This window comes from Rhizobium sp. S96 (genome assembly GCF_030382195.1).
Lineage (GTDB): Bacteria > Pseudomonadota > Alphaproteobacteria > Rhizobiales > Rhizobiaceae > Rhizobium.
The window spans coordinates 1-23,329 of record NZ_JAUDRY010000030.1; the positions used below are offsets into that span (position 1 = coordinate 1).

19 protein-coding genes are annotated in these 23,329 nt (G+C 60.3%); 9 read left to right on the forward strand and 10 right to left on the reverse strand.

The features are described from left to right. Nucleotides 1-342 precede the first annotated feature (342 nt). Entirely contained in the window at nt 343-1,080 is a 738-nt protein-coding gene (locus QTL94_RS22115) for a hypothetical protein (RefSeq protein WP_065693364.1), read from the forward strand. Nucleotides 1,081-1,086: 6 nt separating this feature from the next. Here the strand turns inward: QTL94_RS22115 and QTL94_RS22120 are convergent, their stop codons facing one another. From QTL94_RS22120 to QTL94_RS22135, 4 genes are all read right to left on the reverse strand, one after another. Continuing rightward, a complete protein-coding gene (locus QTL94_RS22120) occupies nt 1,087-2,508 on the reverse strand; it encodes an ISNCY family transposase (RefSeq protein WP_289803107.1) in 1,422 nt (473 codons plus the stop codon). A gap of 763 nt (nt 2,509-3,271) precedes the next feature. Beyond that, a complete protein-coding gene (locus tag QTL94_RS22125; RefSeq protein ID WP_289803108.1) occupies nt 3,272-4,336 on the reverse strand; it encodes a DUF5666 domain-containing protein in 1,065 nt (354 codons plus the stop codon). Beyond that, the gene (locus QTL94_RS22130) at nt 4,333-5,190 is read right to left on the reverse strand and encodes a DUF6502 family protein (protein WP_289803109.1); all 858 of its coding nucleotides are present in this window, start codon (nt 5,188-5,190) and stop codon (nt 4,333-4,335) included. Before QTL94_RS22130 ends, QTL94_RS22125 begins: the two co-directional genes overlap by 4 nt. Nucleotides 5,191-5,286: 96 nt before the next feature. Beyond that, nucleotides 5,287-5,928 carry a TetR/AcrR family transcriptional regulator gene (locus tag QTL94_RS22135; RefSeq protein WP_289803256.1) on the reverse strand — a complete coding sequence of 214 codons (642 nt, stop codon included), beginning with the start codon at nt 5,926-5,928 and terminating at the stop codon, nt 5,287-5,289. A 286-nt stretch (nt 5,929-6,214) separates the two neighbouring features. Between QTL94_RS22135 and QTL94_RS22140 the strand changes: the two genes are divergently transcribed. Next, nucleotides 6,215-7,699: an MDR family MFS transporter gene (locus tag QTL94_RS22140; RefSeq protein ID WP_289803110.1), complete on the forward strand. Its 1,485-nt coding sequence runs from the start codon at nt 6,215-6,217 to the stop codon at nt 7,697-7,699. 72 nt (nt 7,700-7,771) lie between these two features. On the opposite strand, the gene QTL94_RS22145 is transcribed toward QTL94_RS22140, so the two are convergent. From QTL94_RS22145 to QTL94_RS22155, 3 genes are all read right to left on the reverse strand, one after another. Further along, complete coding sequence (locus QTL94_RS22145) at nt 7,772-8,185, reverse strand: type II toxin-antitoxin system VapC family toxin (RefSeq protein WP_065691881.1); 414 nt, start codon at nt 8,183-8,185, stop codon at nt 7,772-7,774. Between the two features lie 199 nt (nt 8,186-8,384). Beyond that, on the reverse strand, nt 8,385-9,704 hold the full coding sequence (locus QTL94_RS22150; RefSeq protein WP_289803111.1) for a solute carrier family 23 protein: 1,320 nt from the start codon (nt 9,702-9,704) through the stop codon (nt 8,385-8,387). Nucleotides 9,705-10,044: 340 nt separating this feature from the next. Further along, nucleotides 10,045-10,815 carry a DUF6030 family protein gene (locus QTL94_RS22155; protein WP_289803257.1) on the reverse strand — a complete coding sequence of 257 codons (771 nt, stop codon included), beginning with the start codon at nt 10,813-10,815 and terminating at the stop codon, nt 10,045-10,047. Between the two features lie 361 nt (nt 10,816-11,176). Between QTL94_RS22155 and QTL94_RS22160 the strand changes: the two genes are divergently transcribed. The 4 genes from QTL94_RS22160 (at nt 11,177) to QTL94_RS22175 (ending at nt 15,417) form a co-directional block, all read left to right on the forward strand. After that, entirely contained in the window at nt 11,177-11,731 is a 555-nt protein-coding gene (locus QTL94_RS22160; protein ID WP_289803112.1) for a 2Fe-2S iron-sulfur cluster-binding protein, read from the forward strand. Continuing rightward, the gene (locus tag QTL94_RS22165; RefSeq protein ID WP_289803113.1) at nt 11,728-12,717 is read left to right on the forward strand and encodes an FAD binding domain-containing protein; all 990 of its coding nucleotides are present in this window, start codon (nt 11,728-11,730) and stop codon (nt 12,715-12,717) included. The genes QTL94_RS22160 and QTL94_RS22165 overlap by 4 nt, the downstream gene beginning before the upstream one ends. Continuing rightward, nucleotides 12,714-14,999, forward strand: a complete 2,286-nt coding sequence (locus tag QTL94_RS22170) for a xanthine dehydrogenase family protein molybdopterin-binding subunit (protein WP_065691879.1) — start codon at nt 12,714-12,716, stop codon at nt 14,997-14,999. Before QTL94_RS22165 ends, QTL94_RS22170 begins: the two co-directional genes overlap by 4 nt. A 235-nt stretch (nt 15,000-15,234) precedes the next feature. Continuing rightward, nucleotides 15,235-15,417: a hypothetical protein gene (locus QTL94_RS22175; RefSeq protein ID WP_065692218.1), complete on the forward strand. Its 183-nt coding sequence runs from the start codon at nt 15,235-15,237 to the stop codon at nt 15,415-15,417. A 29-nt stretch (nt 15,418-15,446) separates the two neighbouring features. Here QTL94_RS22175 and aspT read toward each other — a convergent pair whose 3' ends face one another. From aspT to alr, 3 genes are all read right to left on the reverse strand, one after another. Continuing rightward, nucleotides 15,447-17,126 (reverse strand): aspartate-alanine antiporter, encoded by a 1,680-nt coding sequence (gene aspT, locus QTL94_RS22180; protein WP_289803114.1) that lies wholly within the window; start codon nt 17,124-17,126, stop codon nt 15,447-15,449. A 120-nt stretch (nt 17,127-17,246) separates the two neighbouring features. Then, complete coding sequence (locus QTL94_RS22185; RefSeq protein WP_289803115.1) at nt 17,247-18,506, reverse strand: D-amino acid dehydrogenase; 1,260 nt, start codon at nt 18,504-18,506, stop codon at nt 17,247-17,249. Next, on the reverse strand, nt 18,506-19,675 hold the full coding sequence (gene alr / locus QTL94_RS22190; RefSeq protein ID WP_289803116.1) for an alanine racemase: 1,170 nt from the start codon (nt 19,673-19,675) through the stop codon (nt 18,506-18,508). The genes QTL94_RS22185 and alr overlap by 1 nt, the downstream gene beginning before the upstream one ends. 129 nt (nt 19,676-19,804) lie before the next feature. Here alr and QTL94_RS22195 point away from each other — a divergent pair, with 129 nt between their 5' ends. The 3 genes from QTL94_RS22195 (at nt 19,805) to scpA (ending at nt 23,243) form a co-directional block, all read left to right on the forward strand. After that, on the forward strand, nt 19,805-20,272 hold the full coding sequence (locus QTL94_RS22195; protein ID WP_065692217.1) for an Lrp/AsnC family transcriptional regulator: 468 nt from the start codon (nt 19,805-19,807) through the stop codon (nt 20,270-20,272). Between the two features lie 151 nt (nt 20,273-20,423). Further along, nucleotides 20,424-20,984 (forward strand): FMN reductase, encoded by a 561-nt coding sequence (gene msuE, locus QTL94_RS22200; RefSeq protein ID WP_289803117.1) that lies wholly within the window; start codon nt 20,424-20,426, stop codon nt 20,982-20,984. Nucleotides 20,985-21,104: 120 nt separating this feature from the next. Continuing rightward, entirely contained in the window at nt 21,105-23,243 is a 2,139-nt protein-coding gene (gene scpA, locus QTL94_RS22205) for a methylmalonyl-CoA mutase (RefSeq protein ID WP_289803118.1), read from the forward strand. Nucleotides 23,244-23,329 lie beyond the last annotated feature (86 nt).

The window sequence follows — 23,329 nt, forward strand, 5'->3', positions numbered from 1 at the left end:
TCGGTCGGCGAGAGCAAGCTGCGTATAGCATCGGGACATGCCAAAATCTCCAAAGTGAAGCCGTTGAAATCATTGGCATGTCGCACTTGGAAATAGAATGTACCGATCGCTCGCGTCTGTCAAAGCTGAATAGGGCTGCGATATTGTCAGCCAGTTAGAAATGCGACACTGGCTCTGACGATCAGCCCCCGATCCGGCCGGCTGGGCCGGGTTGTAAGGGCGGAGCGGGGGCGGGGGATGATGCTCCTCTTCGGCTTTAGCTTTCTCAGTAGCAATTGTTCCGTCTCCGGCTGATACTCGTGCGTACCTGCATAGGGGCGGGGTAGGGATCAAAGTCACACGATGCTTCCGGAAATCAAACTGCAGGGTGACGTCAATGTCGCCGCGCTGTCACCACTCGTTCGCGGCATGCTTCTTGCTGTTGCCTATGCCGACGGTGAGGGCGGCATAGGATTGACGGCAACCGGCGCCATGAACCGCAAGTTCGTGCATTGGGCCGCTGTTAACTTCCTCTGGCCCGACTTTACAGCCGAAGACCTCTACAGCATGCACAAGGTGCTCAATGAACGCGACATGCCGCCGCTCTGGGTCGTGCGCGACATGACCCATCATCTGAAGCTGCTTCGTCGGAAAAAGGATTTGCTGCTGCCAACCAGACGCGGTCGCGAGTTTCTGGTGAACCCTAACGCCTTCTTCGATCTGGTCGCCACGGATTATCTCTATTCCTACATCCACGCCACCGAACGGGAAGAGGAGGTGCAAGCGCGGTTGCGCTGGTGGCGCATGTTCCTCAATCTTCTCAATATCAAGGCCAGAGAAGGTTGCACGCCAATGGAGGTTGTGAAAATCCTCTATCCAGATCTGGCGCCTCTTTCGGAAACCGAAATGACCCTGGAGGCCTGGAAGCTGAAATCCGATCTAAAATACGGCGTCTTACAGCGCTTGTGCTGGCTCGGCTTGCTCTATGAAGCAAGAGAGGGCCTCACACTCTTCCAGGACGGATCCTTCCACAAGACACCGCTTTGGTCCGCATGCCTGCAGCTGGAATCGGATACGCAAAGCGACATCGGCGTGCACTGACGATCTTTATTCCGCCGCTGGTTGCCTCAATAACGCTTTCTCTCGCCGTGCAATCACCGCCGGATTGTTCATGTAATCTGTCCTCGGCTTGCGTCCCCGCTTCTGATAGCCGTTGGCGGTGCTACCGTCGCGAATGCCAAACATATGATCCTTCTGCCCGGTGCGTCGGGGACCACTCTTGCTGCGTTGCTGTTCTCGGCCGGCTTGCAACTCGGCGACGATCGACAGCATGTCGTCCAGCCGCTTGTTGTCGACGACCTCCGCACGATGCACCGAGCGCAACGTATCGAAGGTCCTGTAGGGCAGGGAAAAGCTCTCGTGCATGATCTCGAGCCGTCCGTCCGGGTAGTCGCAGACGATCACTTTCTGGCCAGCCAGTGGCCTGGAAATCTCGGTCGGATCGAGAATGAACAGCACCTTGTCGTAGCGTAGCGTCAGAGATTGCGACAGCGTGCGGACTTCCTTCCGGCACATGGCACCATCGAGGTTCTCGTGGTTGGCCAGCGGTCGGTGCATGTCCTTTGGATTGCGTGGTTGCTTGCCAAAGCGAGTGTTGAAATCCGCAATGAACTCAGGCGCATAGGAATTGGCAGCTTCGATCGTATCAATGCCGCGAAGCCGTAATTCCTTCACAAGCCGATCCTGCAATGTCTGGTTGGCACGTTCCACCCGACCCTTGGCCTGAGGGGTGTTGGCGCAGATGATATCGATGTTGAGCTCATAAAGCGCCCGGCCGAACTGCGTCAGACCGCTTGTCCCGTCCTTCTTCGACGGATGCGTCGATCGAAAGACACCATGTTTGTCGCTGTAGAAAGCCAACGGCTTGCCCCACTGCTGCAGATAATCCTTTGTCGCATGCAGATAGTCGAACGTATTCTCCGATCCGGCGAAACGCAGGTGCAATAGCTTGCCGGTGGCGTCATCGATATAGACGAGCAGGGCGCATTTGGGGCCGCGGTTCTCGAACCACCAGTGATGCGATCCGTCGATCTGCACCAGTTCGCCAAAGCAGTCGCGCCGACCACGTGGCTGGAAAACCCGTTTCTTGCGTTCACGACGCGAAATCCAGATACCAGCCTCGGTCATCCATTGCCGCAGCGTCTCCTTGGCGACCGAGATCTGGTGCAACTCGAGCAGCTTCTCGCGTGCCAGCGTCGGACCGAAATCCAGATAGCGCTCGCGGATCAGATCCAGCACCGCATTGCGAAACTCTTCGCTATGGCGCCGGTTGCTTGGTCGTGATCGCTTCTTTGAAACAAGGCCGGCCGGACCATCCCGGTCATAGGCCCGCAGCAGCCGATGGACCTGACTTCGACTGAGGTCGAGCCGTTCGGCAGCCTGGACAACGCTTAGGCGTTGGTCACGGATCTTCTGGATAAGTTCAAGACGATGCAACTCTTTCTGCGATATGGTGATCAAACAAGACATCACGACTCCGACCGTTCATGGTCTCGACCAGGCTGAAGATCGTCATCCTTGCTCCCAACGTTGAATTTGACCAGTGCGTCGAAAGGCGAGACTGTCGCATTACTAAATAGCTCTTACACGCGTCGTGTTGCGTAAGCTAAATTATGGAACTCTCAACAAATTGAGATCAGAACGGGCTACTGGCTTTGTCAGGCCTCAGATCTGCTAGCCTACGCTTGGAACCGGATGTAAAGCCATCAGCATTGGGCTGCTTGAGTGTCGCCGCCGCCGCAATCCGAGGAGCACTCCGTTTTATAGGGATAAGCAACTGAAGTGATCGCGCTCTAGGACACGCCGCAGCCGCTGCATCCGTCCTGCGCGGTTCCCCGGCAAGGGATATCAATCCCGCCTGAGCTACACTCGCGATAAAGTCTCGGACAAATGTGCCTGAAGACCCAGAAGCTCCACGAGGAAGTCAACATCCTCCTGCCTGAGGCGGCTGCCTTTCCGCACCTGCCACAGCTCAGAAATCTTCATCGCGACACTGTCAGCTCGCCGAAAGATATCCAAAATCTCATCGTGATTCTCCCACGTGATGATCGGGTCGACGGCATCGAGGCCTTCTATGGGGCAGTCACAGGGGTAAGCTACTTGCATGAGCTCGCCTTCTGGCAGGGCAGTGACATTCGATCGCGAATCATCGTCCTGCTTGAAGCAGTACGTGGATACGATAAATGGGAAAAATACCCATTTGTCAATCTGGCGCCAAATCGAGCACCCGGCGTTATCGAGGGGGCGGCCCCGGTGGTGGTGGGCGGCCCGGAGGCGCTCTCCGGGGTCCGCCGGGAGGCGGCATATCAGGCATATTTTGTCCGCCCCACGCGCCCGGGTCTGGACGATCGAAGCCGCCGGGCGGTCCGCCAGGTCCACTTCTATTGAACCGCGGCCGATCATCCGGTCGACCAAAGCCACCTGGACCCGGATCAAGGTGGCCCCCAGCCACTGGGACGTTGAGAAGTGCACGTCCGCCTCTGCCGAACGGCTGCAGCCTGTTGTCGTTCAAACGAAAACCAAGGCCGGTCCGCATGGTGGACCCGTTTCTCTCGACGAATGTCTCGATATTGACCGTTCCGTGCGTCATTCCAGGAACGATATCATCCGCCTTCACCTTGCCGGGGCGCCAGGTGCCACCCGACTTGAGGAAGGTCACAACCACGCGGCTGCCCACAAGTCCGGCCGTTGGGCGACCAATTCCAAAGCCTGAGATCGCGAGATCCCCATCCTGTCGTGTGGCAATGCCGCGAAGAATTGGGGCTATGGACGCCGGGCGACCTTCTATGCGGCTTGCGACGATTGTACCGTCCGGCTTTCGGATGCCGTAAACCGCAACCATCTGCCCTCGCCTGAAGCGCGGCCGATCCGCCAGCGTCGTGATATCGACTGATTGGGAAAGAATATAGATCCGAGTGTTTTTGATCTCACTGATCGGACCGATCACTTCGCTGGTGACGTGAATCGACTGCGCCTGCGTGCCGTTGAGCAAGACCCGGACCACATGCCCCAGCCGCATCTTGTCGGCACTCGAGGGCCGGCCGTCGATATAGACAGGAACGTCGGTCGCGTAGGGCACGCGCACGCCGTTGACGATGATGCTGCCGAAGCCGGTGATCGTTCCAACGATACCGGTGCCGCCGATACCCTGATCGTCGCCGCCGCGCAAATATGCGCCTGTCCCCCCGATGCCGTGGTCATGCGGCTTCGGCTTTTCGGCGGCTTTTGCTGCAAAAGCGAATGGCAGGAAAGCGATTGCCTGCATGAAACCGCGGCGCGATGTGTCCAGCCGTTTCATTCGTCGGCCTCCGCCGTCCCCAATCTCGACGTTGGCTGGTCGTCTTCAGCCTGGAACATGTACACGCCTGCGATCCAGCGGTGATCGCCGCCCGCGTCCGTTTCCAAAGCCTGGTTCGCCATGCGATTGAGCCGCAGCAACATCGACATCGCTTCCTCTCTGCCTGCTGCCTCGAGCCGCTTGGCGAGAGCGTCGGAAATGTTGTTGTAGTGAACCGCGCGCTCAAAGAACGGCGGCACCTCGGCAAGCATGTTCTCAACTGCCGCCGCCGCGTGGTCATGCAGGTTGCGGGTGAAATAGTGCTGACGCGTTTGCGTGTCCGCGCTTGATACGAGCGAATCGACGCGTAGTTGCACATGGTCGTTTTCGTCGAGCACCGCGAGGCCACGGTCGAGCCATTCGTCGAGAACGGCCCGCGCATGGAGGTCTTTGGTCACTTCCCCCACCAGGTTTTCAAATGAGAACTCGCCGTTGGACGAAACCCGCGGCAGTGCTTTCGGCACCCCGGTTTCATCGCAGCAACGCGGGTCGGCCAACCATCGCGCAACAATGCGGCTGGTGCGAGACGCCGGCGCTGGCAAGGAGTCTACGGACAGACTGCTTTCGCGCAGACGGCTCACATCCTTGCGATGAATGCCGGTCAGCAGGGATATGCGGCTGTCGGTCTGCTGTTTGTCGGGAAGCGCGAAGTCTTTCTCGGCCACATCGATGAACAGCCGTCGCATGAGCGCGGAAAACGCGACATAGTTCAGACCGCTTGCAAGACAGAGCCGCACCAGCGGCCTGAGGACGCGGAACACCGCGCGCTGCAAAGCATCTTCTGAAAATGGAGGCTTCGGCCGCTGCCTTACCATCGTTCCTCCCGCGCTTGACATCGCAGGCCGCAGCGCCTCGGATGAACGCCCATTCCCATCAAGCCAATCACGCGTAGTACTTATCCGTACCCAAAATCAAGATGCCGAGGCCCCTCGCAGAAAAAACCGGATACAATTCCCCAGGTGTTCTCTCCTGGCCGCCTCGTCAGCCCACCCATCGCGTGGGTATGCGCCCGCAAATATCATATCCATCAGCAACCGCGCGCCGCTTTCGGGGCTATCGATACGCAGGGTCCCCTTAGCCATCTCGCCCCGCAGCCAATCGGCAAGGCAATTCCTCGCGCGGCGGGTCTCGCGAAGAGCCAGCTCCCTGACCATCTCAGGAACTTCCGGCATTTCGTTCATCACGGCGATAATCAGCGCGGCATGGCTGGCCTTGATCGCCCCGTTGTTATCGATCCGGAAAATCCTCGCGATGACCTCTTCTATCGCGACGTCTTCATGCGTGGGTCGAGGGAGGTCGAGTAGCGCCTGAGCGGGCGTCTTCGTTGCAGCGATGAACAACTCCTCCTTGCTCGGAAACAGACGATAGAGCGTCTGCTTTGAAATCTGGCAGCGTGACGCAACGATGTCGGTGGTTGTACTGGCGTAGCCCAGCTGTGCGAACGTTTCGCGTGCCGTCTCAACTATCTGCGCTCGGCGCGCCGGTTCATCCTGAGCTGGCGGACGGCCACGCGATCGTTTGATGTCGGAGGTGCCACTTTGAGGTTCACGCACGTTCAAGATGCCAAACGCCCCACTGCCAGTCGCTCCACGATGCGGCCTCGGGCGCAATGATAGCGCGTCGAACGGCACCTAATCTGGCAACAAGATCATAGCACCTGACCAAGGGTCAACCGTCCAAGCCTAAACAAGCGGGACGCGGAGGTACTGTCCACGGTTCTCTGATATCTCTTTGATAGCGAGGGCGTTCTCTCAAAGGGTTGGCGTCCTCTGCAGGCAGGTGTAGGGCTTCGCCACGACTGAAGCCTTGCGCGACCACCGGAAAGACAGGACTGAAGAAATGAATGAGGCAACTCCTCACAACGAGACGGCCGCAAGAACATCCCCACTGTCGGAGAGAGAAAAGAACGTCATCATCGCGGGCGTCCTTCTGTCCATGCTGCTCGCCGCACTGGACCAAACGATCGTTGCCCCTGCGATGCCGACAATCGGCAAGGCGCTCGGGCATGCGGATTACCTTCCCTGGATCGTGACCGGCTATCTCCTGACCGCGACGGCGATGGCGCCGCTTTACGGAAAGATCTCGGATGTTCGCGGCCGGCGCCCGACCATCTTTGCGGCCATCATCATCTTTCTCATCGGATCCCTGATCAGCGCGCTTGCGCCCAACATGCTGCTGTTGATCATCGGTCGCGCCGTGCAAGGCCTCGGCGGTGGCGGCTTGTTCGCGCTTTCGCAAACGGTCATCGGCGACCTGGTGCCACCACGGGAGCGCGCACGGTACGCCGCCTGGATCTCCGGCACGTGGGCGGTGGCAAGCATCGCCGGACCGCTGTTGGGTGGTACCTTCGCCCAGCATCTTCATTGGTCGCTGATTTTCTGGATCAACATTCCGCTCGGGCTGGTCGCGCTCGCCATCATCAACAATCCGCTGAAGAAGTTGCCGATCACCGCGCGCTCGCACCGCATCGATGCCGCAGGCGCATCACTCCTCGTTGCCGCGACGGCCGTGCTACTGCTCGCTCTCAACTGGGGTGGCAGCCAGTATTCGTGGCTGTCGTCGACGATAATCGGATTGCTGGGTGCTTCCGCGGCTCTCTGGGCGATGTTTGGTTTGCGGTTGCGGCGCGCCGTCGAGCCGCTGATCTCGCTGGACGTTCTTGCCAATCCAATCGTGCGATATGGCACCCTTTCGATGTTCACGGCGCAGGCCGCCAATGTTGGCCTGTCGGTCTACCTTCCCGTCTATATGCAATCGTTCCACGGCCTTTCCGCCGGCGCGTCAGGCGTTGCCATGCTCGGCCTGCTGCTCGGCGCCGTCGCCGGTGCGACATTTAGCGGGCGCACGATCCCACGGGTCGCGCGCTACAAGATGATCGCCATTGTCGGCGCCCTCTTCAGCTTGATCTGCCTTGCCGTGCTGGCGCTTTTGACCGGCCGATCGTCCTTGCTTGTCTTGGAGCTCCTGACCGTCGGCGCGGGGTTCGGCACTGGCATGACATTTCCGGTCGCCACGATTTCCGTCCAGAATGCGGTGGATCAGGCGCATCTCGGCGTTGCAACGGGCGTGCTGACGTTCCTCAGATCGCTGGGCGGAGCCTTGGGGGTCGCCATTCTTGGTGCCATCGCGCTCGGCAACGGGCTGCCGCTCGGCGGCGAGAGCTTGCAGATGGGAAGTGCGTCCCTCACATCGGCAATGCCTTTCGCCTATATTTTCCTGGCCTGTAGCGCAGCCATGGCGCTATCGCTTCTTGTCCTCTGGCTCATGCCGGAAAAATCTCTGCGCGGTCACACCGAGAGCGATATTCCCACCGTGGTGGAATGACCGGGCCGGCGGTCTCGACCGTCCCGGCGTTGTCGAAGATTTGCGCTTCACGTTTGGCATCGATCGTGAGGGTCAGCTGGCGGTACCCAGCAAATCGTCCAATGAGGCGACATGAACGAAAGATCGCGCCGCTTTCGCGAGATCACTGTCGAGAGTGACCAGCGCATCTGCCTGAAGCTGGGTTACGGCGATGTATTCGGCGCGATAGGTGTCCGGCCAATCGAGCTTGCTGGCGATATTCCATGCGTGCCGTTGCAGCACGCGATCGCCAAGCAACCGGATTCGTAGCGCTCGAAGATAATCGAGCTGAAAGTCAGCCTCTTTCTTCGTCAGTTCGCCGCTGCGCACCGCGAAGTAGAGTTGCGACAACACCTGGGACCGCAGAAGTGTCGGAGCAACCATAACGTGGTTCTCAGGCACCATTGCCCCGTTCTTCGCCAGTGCCAATGCGGCATCGGCGGCTATCGCAAATCGCGTCTTCACCATGCTCTCCCTCTGCGGCAAAGGACGATCCCCTTGCTGACCCTTTGTCACCTAACGCCGAGTTAGAAGTAATCCAACCGATCGCTTGGCATCAGGCGCAGATATCGTTGTTGCGGCATGACAAGGGAGCGAGAGCAGCATGCCGGCTCTGGCTCGCACAGAGTCCGGCATTCAGTGACTCGAGAGAAGGAACACGTCGCCTTCAGATGGTCTGCCGGCGCGTCAGACCAAGCGCGTGATAAAGCGCGATCGCGCCGATCGTTGCGGTACCGATCCCGTCGAGCGTGAAGCCCGCGACATCGAGCTTGAAGTTGCCGGCGCCCAGCACCAGCGCAACACCGACGGTGATGAGATTGCGCGGCTCGGAGAAGTCCACCTTGTTTTCGACCCAGATGCGGCCCGCGGTCGCTGCAATGAGGCCGAAAACGACGATCGACAGGCCGCCAAGGACCGGTCCCGGAATGGTCTGGATGAGCGCGCCGAATTTCGGCGAGAAACCGAGAAGAATTGCGACACAAGCAGCCACCAGGAACACAAGCGTCGAAAAGATCCGCGTGACCGCCATGACGCCCATGTTTTCTGCATAGGTGGTCATGCCCGTGCCGCCGAAGAAGCCTGAAAACATCGTCGCCAGACCGTCGCCGATGAAGGCACGGCCGAGATACGGATCGAGATTGCGACCCGTCATTGCGCCGATTGCCTTGATATGCCCGAGGTTCTCCGCAACGAGGATGACGACGACGGGGGCAATCAGAGTAACAGCTGACGCCGAAAACACCGGCGAGGTGAAGTGTGGCAGGCCGAACCAGCTCGCAGTAGCGACACCCGAAAAATCAACTGGCGTGCCGAAGCCGAAGCCGTTGGCGAGTATCAGGTAAACGACATAGGCGATCGCCCCGCCGAGGAGAATCGGTAGGCGACGCGTCATTCCCGGCGCGTAAACGGCGATGAGGCCGACCGCAGCCACCGTCAGGAGCGCGACCCACCGCGACAGCTGGCTGCCATCCGGGCTCGCGGCACCTGTGCCCGATGCGCTGGAAATCGCGATCGGCGCCAGCACAAGGCCGATCGCAGCCACGATCGCGCCAGTCAGAACCGGCGGCATCAGCCGTTCGATCCAGCGATGGCCGGCAAGCATGGTGATGATGCCGATCAGCGTATAGAGCGCGCCGGCAGCGATGATGCCACCAAGCGCCAAGGCTATGTTCGGATTGGGGACGCCTGCCGAAGCGGCAGTCGCGACCAGGACAGGGCCGATGAAGGCGAAGGACGAGCCGAGATAGCTAGGCACGCGACCGCCTACAGCGATAAAGAAGATAAGCGTCGAAATGCCGGAAAACAGGATCGACACATTCGGGTCGAATCCCATGATCATCGGGGCAAGTACGGTCGAGCCGAACATCGCCACGACATGCTGGAAGCCAAGCACCACCGTCTGTGCGGCCGGCAACCGCTCGTCAGGAAGAATACGTCCCTCCGTCTTCAGCCGCCAACGCGGAAAATAACCACCCGTCTCACTCATCGCTTGCCCCATCCCTTGGATCACGCCCGTCCGCTCTTCGGAGTTTCCGATCGTCGGAGGCGTAGATTTCATTGTTATCGCGCCAATACTTCGTCGACGCTGCGTGTCGGCCCTTCGAACTGGCCGCTACGGCCGTCGATACTGCGAACAATTGCTGCTGTCATGGGGATGAAACGGCTTTCCACAACACTCCAAAGTCATTCGCGACCTGTTCATCTTGTCGACCGCGGTCTTTGAAGCGGTTGGTTGGGCAAGCCGTTTACGGCGCTGCTATTGGAACGCAGACTGGTCAAGCGCTTAAGCCCCCTCCCCGCTATCGGCAAAAGCGCCTCGCCTTGAATTACCGGCTCGACAGCATTGGAAGCACGGGACGCGTCCTCCGGTAGTCCGGATTGGTCATCCACCTGTCCTGGGAGAAATAGGCTCGCGTGCGAATCTGCTGGTTGGAGCCCTGGGAGAGGACCAGCGTGAAATTGTAACTATTGTCCTGGCTCAGCTCTCGTGTGAATTCGAAAGATGCACCGAAGCGTTCGCAGCGGACATCCAGGAGCTTCCGGATTGGGCCTAGCGTGTCCTGAAAATCGCCCCACTTCACCTGACTGACGAGAACCTCGAAGATGCGCATGAGGGAGGGATCGAGGCTTCCTTGATCATCCGTCGTCGGCCCAACAATTCTGCCGCTGATTTCAAGCACCTCTCCCCATGCGTTGCCTCGAACGCGAAGGAAGGTCGAGCGAAGGGGGCGTATCTCGTCTCTTTCGTAAATGCGCTGAAAGTAGCATTCGTAGGTGACGCTGCGCATGGATGCGGCGCGCCATTCCGTCGCCTCAATGCCCGCGTCCCGGAACGCTGCGCACATCTGAGGTCCGGAAATGCGCCATGTGCGCGTGAACTGGCCGGTCAGTTCAGAGACCGGCGCATCGAAAAGGCGCGTTCCGGTCATCGTGGATGATGGTGCGCTGAGGGGCGCGGCAATTCCGTCGTCAGCCGGTTGGGCGGACAGACTCTCATCCTGGACCGCCGGATCCACCCTGCCTGTCACGAGATCGTGCCAATAGCGCGCCCCCGACAGCATAACGACGCTAATGACGGCAACGCAGAAGAGCCCCATGAGGAGCACTATGTGGTTCTTTATCCAGAACGGCGGGGTCGTTGTTCGACTTCCTGAAGTCTGGTTTCCCAAATCCAACACCGTCGTGAGGGTGAATGCGAGATCACTAAGATAGCAGTGGTTGAAAAGCTTTGGAAGCCATCGATCCACGCGCGGCAATGCCCCACGCTTTCAGTGCTGATTGCCCGCCAGAAAGAAGGCCGGATTGCTTCTCGGCAACCGGCGGCGACCTCCTCATCGAGGCAGCCGGGGGAGACAAATGGTGGGCTTCGGCCAGCCAATCGTTTGAATTTTTCTAGAGTGTCCCTAGGTCAGTTCAGGTGGAATGAAAACGCCTGCTTCGGCATAAGGAGGACTGCTTATGCAGTTTACGATCAACGGCGAGCCGACTGAGGTTTCCGCCGATATAAGAACCTCGCTCCTCGATCTCCTTCGCAACACTCTTGGTTTGACCGGTACGAAAAAGGGGTGCGACCAAGGCGCTTGTGGCGCATGCACTGTCCTCGTCGATGGCGAACGGATCAATTCGTGCCTTGCGCTGGCCGTTCAGTATCAAGGGCGATCCATTACCACAGTCGAAGGGCTCGCCGGCCGCGACACCCTCCATCCGCTGCAGCAGGCCTTTGTCGATCATGATGGGCTGCAATGTGGCTACTGCACACCGGGCCAGCTCTGTTCCGCCATCGGCATGGCGGGGGAGATCAGGCGGAATTTTCCGAGCGCGGTTTCGAAGGATCTTTCAGCCGAGCACTATTTGCTCGACGGCGAGGAGGTGCGGGAACGCATGAGCGGCAATCTCTGCCGATGCGGCGCCTATAACGGCATTGTCGAGGCAATCTCCGGGTCTTACTCCCGAGGAGAACTGGACGAGCCCCCCTCGCAGATTTCACCGGCTGAGCGGAGGGTACGCGCATGAACCCGTTCACATACCAGCACGCAGCCGACACATCGGCGGCCATCAAGATGGCGAGCAGTCACGCAGCAGCGAAATATCTGGGCGGCGGCACAAATCTCGTGGATTTGATGCGCGAGACGGTCGAGCGGCCTGAAGTGCTCGTCGACGTCACGGGCTTGCCTGGCGTCATCGAACAGCGCCCCAATGGCCCCCTGATGATCGGCGCGGCGGTGAAAAACACTGCGCTCGCCACCGATATGTACGTGCGGTCGGCGTTCCCCATGCTGTCTCGTGCCATTCTCACCGGCGCGAGCGCTCAAATCCGCAACATGGCGACAGTCGGCGGCAATATCCTGCAACGGACGCGCTGTCGCTATTTTTATGACACCGCGGCACGCTGCAACAAAAGAGACGTTCAATCCGGATGCGACGCGCGGGACGGTTTCAATCGCTATCACGCCATCCTCGGCGCCTCAGATAGCTGCGTCGCCACGCACCCCTCGGACATGTGCGTGGCGCTCGCCGCGCTTGACGCAATGGTCCACCTCGATGGGCCGACCGGTGCACGCGCGATACCGTTGCTTGACCTGCACCGCCTGCCAGGAGATCGCCCTGATATCGAAACGGAGCTGCGTGCGAACGAACTGATCACCGCGATCGAAATCCCGCCGCTGCCGTTCGCGCAGCGATCCACATATCGGAAGGTACGCGACCGGGCGAGCTATGCCTTTGCGCTCATTTCGGTCGCCGCCGCGCTCGATGTCGATGAGAAGGGAACCGTGCGCGACGTGCGCCTGGCGCTCGGCGGGGTCGCACATAAGCCCTGGCGGGCGTTCAATGCCGAGGCGGCCCTCAAGGGAAGGGTTGCCAACGAGGAGAATTTTCGTGCCGCGGCGGAGACGGAGCTCGCAGGCGCGGTCGCGCTGCGCGATAACCAATTCAAGATCGAACTGGCAAAACGCACCATCGTTGCGGTCCTTGGCGAACTGAAGGGACGAGAAGCATGAGCGGGCAAACAGACCTCCAGAATCCCAAGCCGGGCCGCTGGCAGCCAGCGGTCACCTCGGACCCGCTGCTGGGCAAGCACGGTACCCTCGGGCAGCCCATCTCGCGCATCGACGGTCCGTTGAAGGTGCAGGGCAAGGCACGTTTCGCAGCCGAGGTGCCGTACGAAAATCTGTGCTATGCGGCCCTTGCTTACAGCACCATTCCACGCGGACGCCTGACCCGGCTCGAGACAGCTGCGGCGGAAAAGGCGCCCGGCGTCGTGCTCGTCATGACCTATCGCAATGCGCCGCGCATGAAGGCACCATCTCTGATGATGTCTTCGCCGACGGCGGCTGGCGCAAGTGACCTGCCCGTCCTGCAAAACGACGAGATCCACTGGAACGGTCAACCGATTGCAGTCGTGCTCGGCGAAACGCAGGAGGAAGCAGACTACGCGGCCTCCCTTATCGCTGCCGAATATGAGCTTCTGCCGGCCGTCACGTCGTTCGCCGAAGCCAAGAAGAAGCCGCGGCAGCTCGACACCCTGCTGGGCGAGCTGCCGATCCTGGAAATCGGCGATGCCGAGGCGGCGCTCAGACAGGCGCCGGTTCAGGTCGACCATATTTACCGGACGCCGAGGCATAATCACAATGCGATCGAGCTGCACGCGGCCACCGTCGCCTGGACTGGCGACGAGCTGAGGGTTCACGATGCGAGCCAGCTGCTCGACCTCACGACCGGCCAGTTGGCCGATATTTTCGGCATCGACCCCGGCAAGGTTCACGTCACTTCGCCCTTCGTGGGCGGTGGTTTCGGCGGCAAGTGTCTCTGGGATCATCAGATTCTGGCATGTGCGGCCGCCAAGCTTGCCAAACGGCCGGTTCGCATCATGCTGTCGCGGGAGGGTGTCTTCCGCATTGTCGGCGGTCGGACTGTAACCGAACAGCGGGTTGCGCTCGGGGCAAATGCGGACGGCTCGCTCGAGGCGCTGATCCATACCGGCATTGTCGCGATGACGCGCCACAACTCCTGTCCCGAACAGTTCACCTTCCCTGCGCGCCATCTCTACGCGGCCAAGACATTTCGGCTGGCCCAGGAGGTCGCTGACATGGACATGCTCGCGAATACCTTCATGCGCGCGCCAGGCGAATCCGTCGGCACGTTCGCGCTCGAATGTGCCCTTGACGAGTTGGCGGAAAAGCTCGGTCTCGATCCGATCGAATTACGCCGTCGTATCGAACCCCGGCAGGACCCGACAAGCGGCAAACCCTTCTCCTCTCGCCATCTCGTTGCCGCTTACGAAAATGGCGCCAAGGAATTCGGCTGGCATCGGCGTAGCGAAACGCCCGGCCAACAGCGCGACGGTGAATGGCTGATTGGCATGGGCTGCGCGACGGCAACCTACCCCTATTACCGTTTCCCGGGCGGTGCCGTGCGCATTCGGCTGACGATCGACGGCCGCGCCACTGTATCGACGGCAGTGCACGACATGGGAATGGGGACCGCGACAGCACAGGCCCAGCATATCGCTGTCCGCCTCGGGATCCCGCTCGAACATGTGACGTTCGAGCATGGTGACAGCAGGTTGCCGCGTGGGGTGATCGCCGGTGGCTCGACGCAGACTGCTTCCATCGGCGGTGCAATCATCGCCGCCACCGAGGTGTTGACCGAAGAGTTGATCAAGCTTGCCGGGAATGATTCACCACTTGCCGGGCTGACGTTGGGCGATGTCGAGATCGGCAATGGCGGCATCGTCCACAAGGACGACGCGTCGCGCTTCGAGAGCTATGAATCGATCCTTCGACGCTCGGGCAGACATGACATCGTCTGCGAGGCGCAGGCGTCGCAGCCGAGCGAAGTGGAGGCGTTTTCGATGCATTCCTACGGCGCGCAATTTTGCGAGGTGAAAGTGAGCGAAGTCACCGGCGAGACCCGCGTGTCGCGCTTCCTCGGCTCATTCGACGCAGGCCAGATCCTCAATGCCAAGACCGCAACGAGCCAGTTCAAGGGCGGTATCATCATGGGGCTGGGGATGGCGTTGACCGAGGAAACCAATTTCGACGAACGTTCGGGGCGCGTCATCAACGCGTCGCTGGCCGAATATCATGTGCCCGTTCAGATGGACGTGCCTGACATCAGGATCCTCTATACAAATTGCCCCGATCCTCAAGCCCCCATGGGCGCGCGTGGCATCGGCGAAATCGGCATCACAGGCGTCGCCGCGGCCGTCGCAAACGCCGTCTACAACGCGACCGGCAAGCGCATCCGGGACCTGCCAATCACGCTGGACAAGCTGATGTGATCGCCGCAACGAGCAAGTTCAGATGCTCGATATTGGCGTCCTGATCTGGCCGAGTGACATCCGTGACTGCGTCGAGGATCTGGCGGTGTTTTCACGCGCTTTAGGCTACCCGAGAGTAAGCCAACATTTGGCGCGCGGATACCGATCCGCTTGCCCGCGCAGCACCATTCGAACAATCAATTTTTATGCTAGATTGGCCTCTCCGGCGATGGACCCAGCCGGGAACGAGGCGACGATGACCGAAGGACAGAGACCACCCCCGACCCGGGCTGCCCTCAAACGGCGGCACAAGATCAATCCGAAGCGGGATGTCAGGCCGCAGGTTCTGACGAGAGCCAATCGTTTCGTCGGTTGGGGGGCGTCATTGGTCGTTATCGCCTTTCTCGCGATCATCGCGATCAACGCGCTGTTGGCCTAGGGCGTGCACACGATGCCAGGGTGGCGAAGCTAGCTTGCCGATCGTGCAAGGCTTTCGGCGAGCGCGATGACCACGGGCCCGACCAGCGGTAGCAGGACGTTGGAAATCGCATAAGTGACCGTATAGCCGATTACAGGAGTGGCATTGCCGGCCTGCGAGACCAGAGCGCTGATGGTTGGCGTGCTGCAGTGTTGGCCGGCGATGACGCCGAGCAGGATCGGCATCTCGATTTTCATCAGCTTCCAGCCAACGAACAAGGAGACGAGAGCCGGCGTCAATGACATTGCCGCGCCAAGAACGGGCAGGATCAGGCCATATTCGGCAATCAGCGCGATGGCGCCAGGCCCCGCGGCCAAGCCGATCGCCGCGATGAATGTTGCCAGCCCGAACTCCTTGGCAAACTCGGCCGCAGGTGGTGGAAGATAGGCCCTGTTGGGGTAGCGCATGTTCAGCCAGCCGAAAAACAGGCCGGAGATCAGGGCTCCGCCGCCGGCGCCGAGCGTCAGTTCCAGCGCGCCGGTCTTAAACGCCAGCCTTCCAACCAGCAAGCCGACGACGATGCCAAGTCCCATGAACATGAGGTCGGTCGCCGTCGTGGAGGGTAACGCCTTGCCGAGCCGCGTGGCAGCACCGTTGAGAAGCGCTTCCGAACCTTGAAGGGTGATGACGTCTCCCTCCTGCAGGCGCGTTTTCGGCAGGACCGGCACATGGTGGCCGAGCCTGCGGATGCGGGTGATGAAGATGCCACGTTGTGCTTCGATATTGCCAATTCCGCGCAGCTCTTCGATCCTTCGTCCGAAGAGATCCCGACGCAAAAGCACCACGTCCTTCGTGGCGATGGGCGGTCCTGCACCGGCTGGGACCGGAACCTCTTCGCCGAGCATGTCCTTGGCCGCAATGACCGCGTCGCGCCGGCCGAGCACGAAAGCAATGTCGCTGGCTGCGAGCGTGAAATCCGATGTTGCCTCGAGGAGTTCGTCGCCGCGCTTCACCCGCTCGATCACGACACTGTAGCCATGGCGCCGCTCGAAGCTTCCAACCGATTGGCCAGCCAGCGGCGTTGCAAGGAAGGCGCGTCCGACGAGAATGGGAAGCCCGCTTTCGAGGCCTTCCTCCTCCTCCGACCCAAGAGAGGCGGCAAGCGCCTGGGCTTCCGCCCTCAGGTTCTTGCGGAGGATGAGGGGAGCGATCTGCGTCGTGAACAGGACGATGGCGACGAGGCCAAAAAGATAGGTGATGCTGTAGGCCGTTGCCATGTTGGATTCGAGATCCAGGATGCCGTCGGGCGACATATCGAGCCGGGAAATCGCATCGCCAGCCGTCCCCAATACTGCCGATTCAGTTGCTGAGCCTGCAAAAAGACCTGCCGCCGTGCCGGGATCGAAGCCAAACACGTAGACGCAGATTGCCACGAGCGACAAGGCCGTCACGACTTCGATGACGGAGAAGATGCCGAAGCGCCATCCGCCGCGGATATTCGCGAAGAACTGCGGCCCTGCCGAGAAGCCGAGGGCGAAAATGAAAAGCGCGAATGCGGTATTCTTCAGGTCGGCGCTGACGGTCACGCCAAGCTGGCCGATCAGCAGGGAAACGAACAAGGTGCCGCAGACACCGCCCAGCCGTATCGGTCCGATTTTGGCCAGGCCGATGAAATAACCCAGCGAGAGCGACAGAAAAACTGCAATCACTGGGTCAGTCAAGAATGTCATGGCACATCCGAGATAGCGAGGGCGATCGCCAAATACTCTGTTCTTTCAATCCGCCCTAAACAAGTGCCTGTGCGTGCAAAATATTCAAGATCGCCTTTCGAACAATCCTGCGTTGCTCTTTCAGGATGGCGCGTAGCGGCTGAGAGCAAGGTCCTTGATCTCGATCTGTGGCGCAACGCCGCTGATGAGATCCGAAAGAACGCTCGCCGACCCGCAGGCCATGGTCCAGCCAAGCGTGCCGTGACCCGAGTTGAGATAGAGGTTGCTGAAGCGGGTTGCGCCGATCACCGGTGTGCCGTCCGGCGTCATCGGTCTGAGGCCCGACCAGAAGGTCGCCCTTTTCTGATCGCCGGCGCCGCCGAACAGATCCTCGACCGAATGTTCCAGCGTGGCGCGGCGAGCGGGCGGCAGATCGCGGCTGAAGCCGGCGATTTCGGCCATGCCGCCGACGCGGATACGGTCGCCGAGGCGCGTAATCGCGATCTTGTAGGTCTCATCCATGATCGTGGAGACAGGCGCGCGGGTTTCGTCGACGATCGGTACCGTGATCGAGTAGCCTTTTACCGGGTACACAGGAAGCCGCAGACCGAGCGGCTTCAGCAGTGCGGGTGTATAGCTACCAAGGGCTGCCACGAAAGCGTCGCCGGAGACGTCGCCCTCCGCTGTCTCGACGGCAACCACGCGGCCGCCGCTCGTCTTCAGCCCGCGAATATCGACACCAAACCGGAACGTGACGCCGAGCGCTTCCGCCTTTGCCTGCAATTCATTCGTGAACTTGAAGCAATCGCCGGTTTCGTCATTCGGCAGCCTAAGGCCGCCCACGATCTTGTCCCGGACCGGCGCCAGGCCGGGTTCGACGGCAACGCAACCCGCCGGATCGAGAACCTCGAACGGCACGCCGTCCGCCTTGAGAACCTCGATGTCCTTGCCAACGCCGTCGACCTGCTTCTGTGTCCGAAACAGCTGCAGCGTACCCTGTGTCCGGTGATCATAGGCGATGCCGGTCTCCTCGCGCAGCGCGATCAGGCAATCGCGGCTGTACTCGGCAAGCCGCACCATCCGGCTCTTGTTGACGGCGTAGCGGGCAGCCGTGCAATTGGCGAGCATCGCCATCATCCAACGCCAGGTGGCGGCGTCCGCCATCGGCCGGATGATCAGCGGGGCGTGCTTCATGAACAGCCACTTGACCGCCTTTTGCGGAATGCCGGGTGCCGCCCAGGGAGACGCATAGCCCGGCGAAATCTCGCCCGCATTGGCAAAGCTGGTTTCGAGAGCGGGGCCGGTCTGCCGGTCGAGGACGGTTACCTCGTGTCCAGCCTTGGCGAGATAATAGGCCGATGTGACGCCGATGACGCCGGCGCCGAGAATGGTGATCTTCATTATGCTCTCTGCTGTATGGATTGCGGCTGAGTTAGGCCCCGGTATTCGCGCTGGTAGCGTTGGCCGAGGCTTGTCAGGATTTCGTATGAAATGGTTCCGGCGGCGTCTGCGACATCTTCAAGCGTCTGATGCTCGCCGATGATCTCGACAAAGCTGCCGAGCGTCAACGTACCGGGCGGCAGAGCCGTTACGTTGATGGTCATGCTGTCCATCGAAACGCGTCCGACGATAGGAAGACGCGTCGCGCCGTAAAAGGCGGCGCCGCGGTCGCTGAGGCTGCGTGGCAGACCGTCCGCGTAGCCGGCGGCGATCGTTGCAAGGCGCATTTCGGTTTCCGCGACATGGACGCCGCCGTAGCCTATGCGGGTCCCAGCCGGCACGGTCCGCGTCTGGATGACGCTGACGTCCAGCCTCACGGCCGCACGCATCGGATTGGCTGCACCGCTTATCGGCGCCCCGCCATAAAGAGCAATGCCTGGACGTGCCAAACCGGCATGGTAATCCGAGCCAAGGAAAATGCCGCCGGAGTTGGCAAAGCATATAGCGGTGCCAGGAAATTGCGCCGCCACGGTCTGCATGGCAGCCAGTTGCTCGCCATTCTGCTCGCTGTCAGCCTCATCAGCCGAAGCGAGGTGGCTCATGATAAACAGGACGTCGACATCGCTTAGTCGGTTCGGTTCGCGCGCAAGCAGCGCACTGTCGTCGGCCGACATTCCAAGCCGCGACATGCCGGTGTCGAACTGAAGGATGACCGGCAGCTTCTTGCCGCGATTGCGCGCGACAGATGCCCAGCGCTCCAGCTGCTCGGGAGAGTTCGCGACCGGAATGACATTGGCATCGGCACACGCGTTCTCGCTGCCCGGCTGGAGGCCGTTCAGCACGAATATCCTGGCGTCACCTGCAAGACGCGGCCTTATCTTCAGCGCCTCGCCGAAGTGAGCAACGAAGAAGTTGCGGCAACCTGCAGAGTAAAGAACCGGGACGACGCGGTCAGCGCCAAGCCCGTAGGCATCCGCCTTGACGACGGCTCCGGCTTTCACCGGTGCCAGCTGCTCTGAAAGTTGCAGGTAATTCCGCCGGATGGCGGCCAGATCGATGATCAAACGGCCGGACGCTCCCCGGAGATCCGATTGATCCCTGTTCGACGAACTCCAAACCCCACCGTCCATTGCCAATGCTCCCACGATTTCTACCGCAAAGGTATTGAAACAATCGGAGAATTTCTCACGGATTTGCGCTTGAAAATTCTAATCCAAGATGATTATCAGAATTATCATCTGAAGAATGAAAGAAAATTCATGGCCGCCTTGGACGCAATCGACCGCAATATCATCCGGCTGTTGCGACTCAATGCGCGCATGACCAACGCCAAGCTCGCGGCGGAGGTGGGACTGTCGCCTTCCGCCTGTCTCCGGCGGATTCACATTCTCGAAAACGATGGCGTCATTCGCGGTTATACCGCTCTCGTCGACAGCGCTGCGGGTGAAAATTCGATTGCCGTTATCATCAATATCACGCTGGAACGGCAGACCGAGGATTACCTCAACCGGTTTGAGGCATCGGTCAGGCGTCACCCGGAGATCCAGGAATGCTTTCTGATGACGGGTGGCTCGGACTATCTGCTTCGCGTGGAGGTGGCGACCGCCGGTGAATTCGAGCGGATCCACAAGGAGATACTGTCCACCCTCCCCGGAGTGTTGCGGATCCATTCGAGCTTTTCGATCAAGAACGTGTTGGCAGCGCGCTCCAAGGGGCGCAAGGGCTAGGCGATTGGGGCAATTGTTCGGTCGCGATTTGCGCGCCGTATGAGCACCGATTTTTCAGCACTCGCCAAAATCGGCAAGGATATACCTTTAGTCTATAAAAAATATGGACAATATTGCCGAAAGATTGGCGGTATGTACGAAAGGAAATCGAATGCCTGGTCCCAAACTCGTTGGTCTCGCGGGAAGCTTCAACCGTCCTTCGAAGACTTATGCGCTGGTAAGCCACGTCGCGGATCTGGCGAGCGGCCAATATGGCTTTGCACAGACGATATATGATCTGACGGATGTCGGCCCGTCACTCGGACAGGCCCAGTGGCGCAAGGATCTCGATGACACAGCCAAGCGCGTGATCGACGACATCGTCAGCGCCGACGCGCTGATTATCGGATCGCCGACCTACAAGGGATCCTATCCCGGCCTCTTCAAACATCTGATCGACCTGATCGACCCGCATGAGCTGCGTGCCAAGCCGATCATTATCACTGCGACCGGCGGCGGTGATCGCCATGCCCTGATGGTGGAGCATCAGCTGCGTCCGCTGTTCGGCTTCTTCATGGCCCATACGCTGCCGACTGCCGTTTACGCGTCGGATCGCGATTTTACGGACTATAAGGTGGCTTCCGAGCCGTTGGCCGGCCGCATTGGCGAGGTCGTGGGCGAGCTGTCCGCATTCTTTCCCAGCAAGAACCGGGTTCTCGCCGCGGCTGAGTGACGCGCTGACGCCGGATTATTGCCCGCAAGAATTTCCTCAATAAATAGTCCTAAGGCTCTATCGCGCCACACGCCGTTAAGGTGATAGCGTGTGGCAAAAGTAGAATGCCGGAGGATTGGTATGACGAAGAAGACGCTTGGCGATTGGCAGGATCTTGCCGAGAGGGAGCTTCGTGCTTCGCCTGAAACGCTCGTCTGGCATACGCCAGAAGGTATCGACGTCAAGCCGCTCTACACCGAGCAGGATATCGAGGGGGCCGACCATCTCGGTTCCCTCCCCGGGCTTGCCCCGTTCACCCGCGGGCCGCGCGCGACGATGTATGCCGGTCGACCGTGGACCATCCGGCAATATGCCGGCTTTTCGACAGCCGAAGCATCCAACGCATTCTATCGCAAGGCACTGGCAGCCGGCCAGCAGGGTGTTTCCGTCGCCTTCGATCTGGCCACACATCGCGGCTATGACAGCGACCATCCCCGCGTGGAAGGCGATGTCGGCAAGGCGGGCGTGGCGATCGACAGTGTCGAGGACATGAAGATCCTGTTCGACGGCATTCCGCTCGACAAGATTTCGGTCTCCATGACCATGAACGGTGCGGTCATTCCGATTCTCGCGAACTTCATCGTGGCAGGAGAAGAACAGGGCGTATCGAGAGCGGCACTGTCGGGGACGATCCAGAACGACATCCTCAAAGAGTTCATGGTCCGTAACACCTATATCTACCCGCCCGAACCATCGATGCGGATCGTTGCCGACATCATCGAATACACGGCAAAAGAAATGCCGAAGTTCAACTCGATCTCGATCTCCGGCTATCACATGCAGGAGGCCGGCGCGACGCTGGTGCAGGAGCTTGCCTTCACGCTCGCCGACGGACGCGAATATGTGCGCTCCGCCATTGCCAAGGGCTTGAACGTCGACGATTTCGCGGGGCGCCTCTCCTTCTTCTTTGCCATTGGCATGAATTTCTTCATGGAGGCCGCGAAGCTGCGTGCGGCCCGGTTGCTGTGGACGCGCATCATGCAGGAGTTTCAGCCGAAGAAGGCATCGTCGCTGATGTTGCGGACGCATTGCCAGACATCCGGCGTCTCCCTGCAGGAGCAGGATCCCTACAACAACATCATCCGCACCGCATTCGAGGCGATGTCGGCCGTGCTTGGTGGCACGCAGTCGCTACATACGAATTCCTTCGATGAGGCGATCGCGTTGCCGACGGAATTTTCCGCGCGCATTGCCCGCAATACACAGTTGATCCTGCAGCACGAAACCGGTGTGACCAATGTCGTCGATCCGTTGGCCGGGTCTTACTATGTCGAAAGCCTCACCGATGAACTCGCGAACAAGGCCTGGGCGCTGATCGAAGAGGTCGAGGCATTGGGCGGCATGACCAAGGCAGTGAACGAAGGGCTACCGAAACGGCTGATCGAGGAGGCCGCGACACGGCGCCAAGCCGCCGTGGACAAAGGCGACGAAGTCATCGTCGGCGTCAACAAGTACCGGCTGGAAGACGAGAAACCGATCGACATTCTTGAGATCGACAACAGCGCCGTGCGTGCTGCCCAGATCAAGCGGCTCGAGGACACCCGGCGCCGTCGCGACGGCGCCCGGGTGCGCGAAACCCTCGACAGGCTTTTCGACGTGGCGCGGACCGGCAAGGGTAACCTGCTAGAGGCTGCGGTCGATGCGGCCCGTGCGCGGGCGACGGTTGGCGAGATATCCGATGCCATGCGCCGGGCATTCGGCGATCATGCCGCAACGCCCGAGGTCATCAAGGATGTCTACGGCGACGCCTATCGCGACGAACCGGAGCTGGCGACCCTGAAGGGGCGGATGTCCGCCGTCAGCAAGAGCCTAGGCCACAAGCCCAAGATCATGGTCGCCAAGCTCGGCCAGGACGGCCATGACCGCGGCGCCAAGGTCATCGCCTCGGCGTTCGGTGACATCGGCTTTGACGTGCTCGCGGGCCCGCTCTTCCAGACCCCGCAGGAGGCGGCCGATCTTGCCGTGGCCAGCAAGGTGCATGTCGTGGGCATGTCGTCGCTGGCGGCGGGCCATAAAACCCTCGCACCGCAATTGATCGCAGCGCTCAAGGCGCAGGGTGCGGATGATATTATCGTGGTCGTCGGCGGGGTCATCCCGCGCCAGGATTATCAGTTCCTCACAGACCACGGAGTCGCCGCCGTTTTCGGGCCGGGAACGAACGTGCTCGAAGCGGCCAACTCGGTGCTTGATCTGCTTGAGGGTAAGAGGCGAAACCAGTAGGATTTGACGGTTTCTCCCGCATTTTTCAGGGGAAATCAGGAGGTAATGAGCGGCTTTTCACAGCTGTCAGCAGCGCTTTCCTCGGA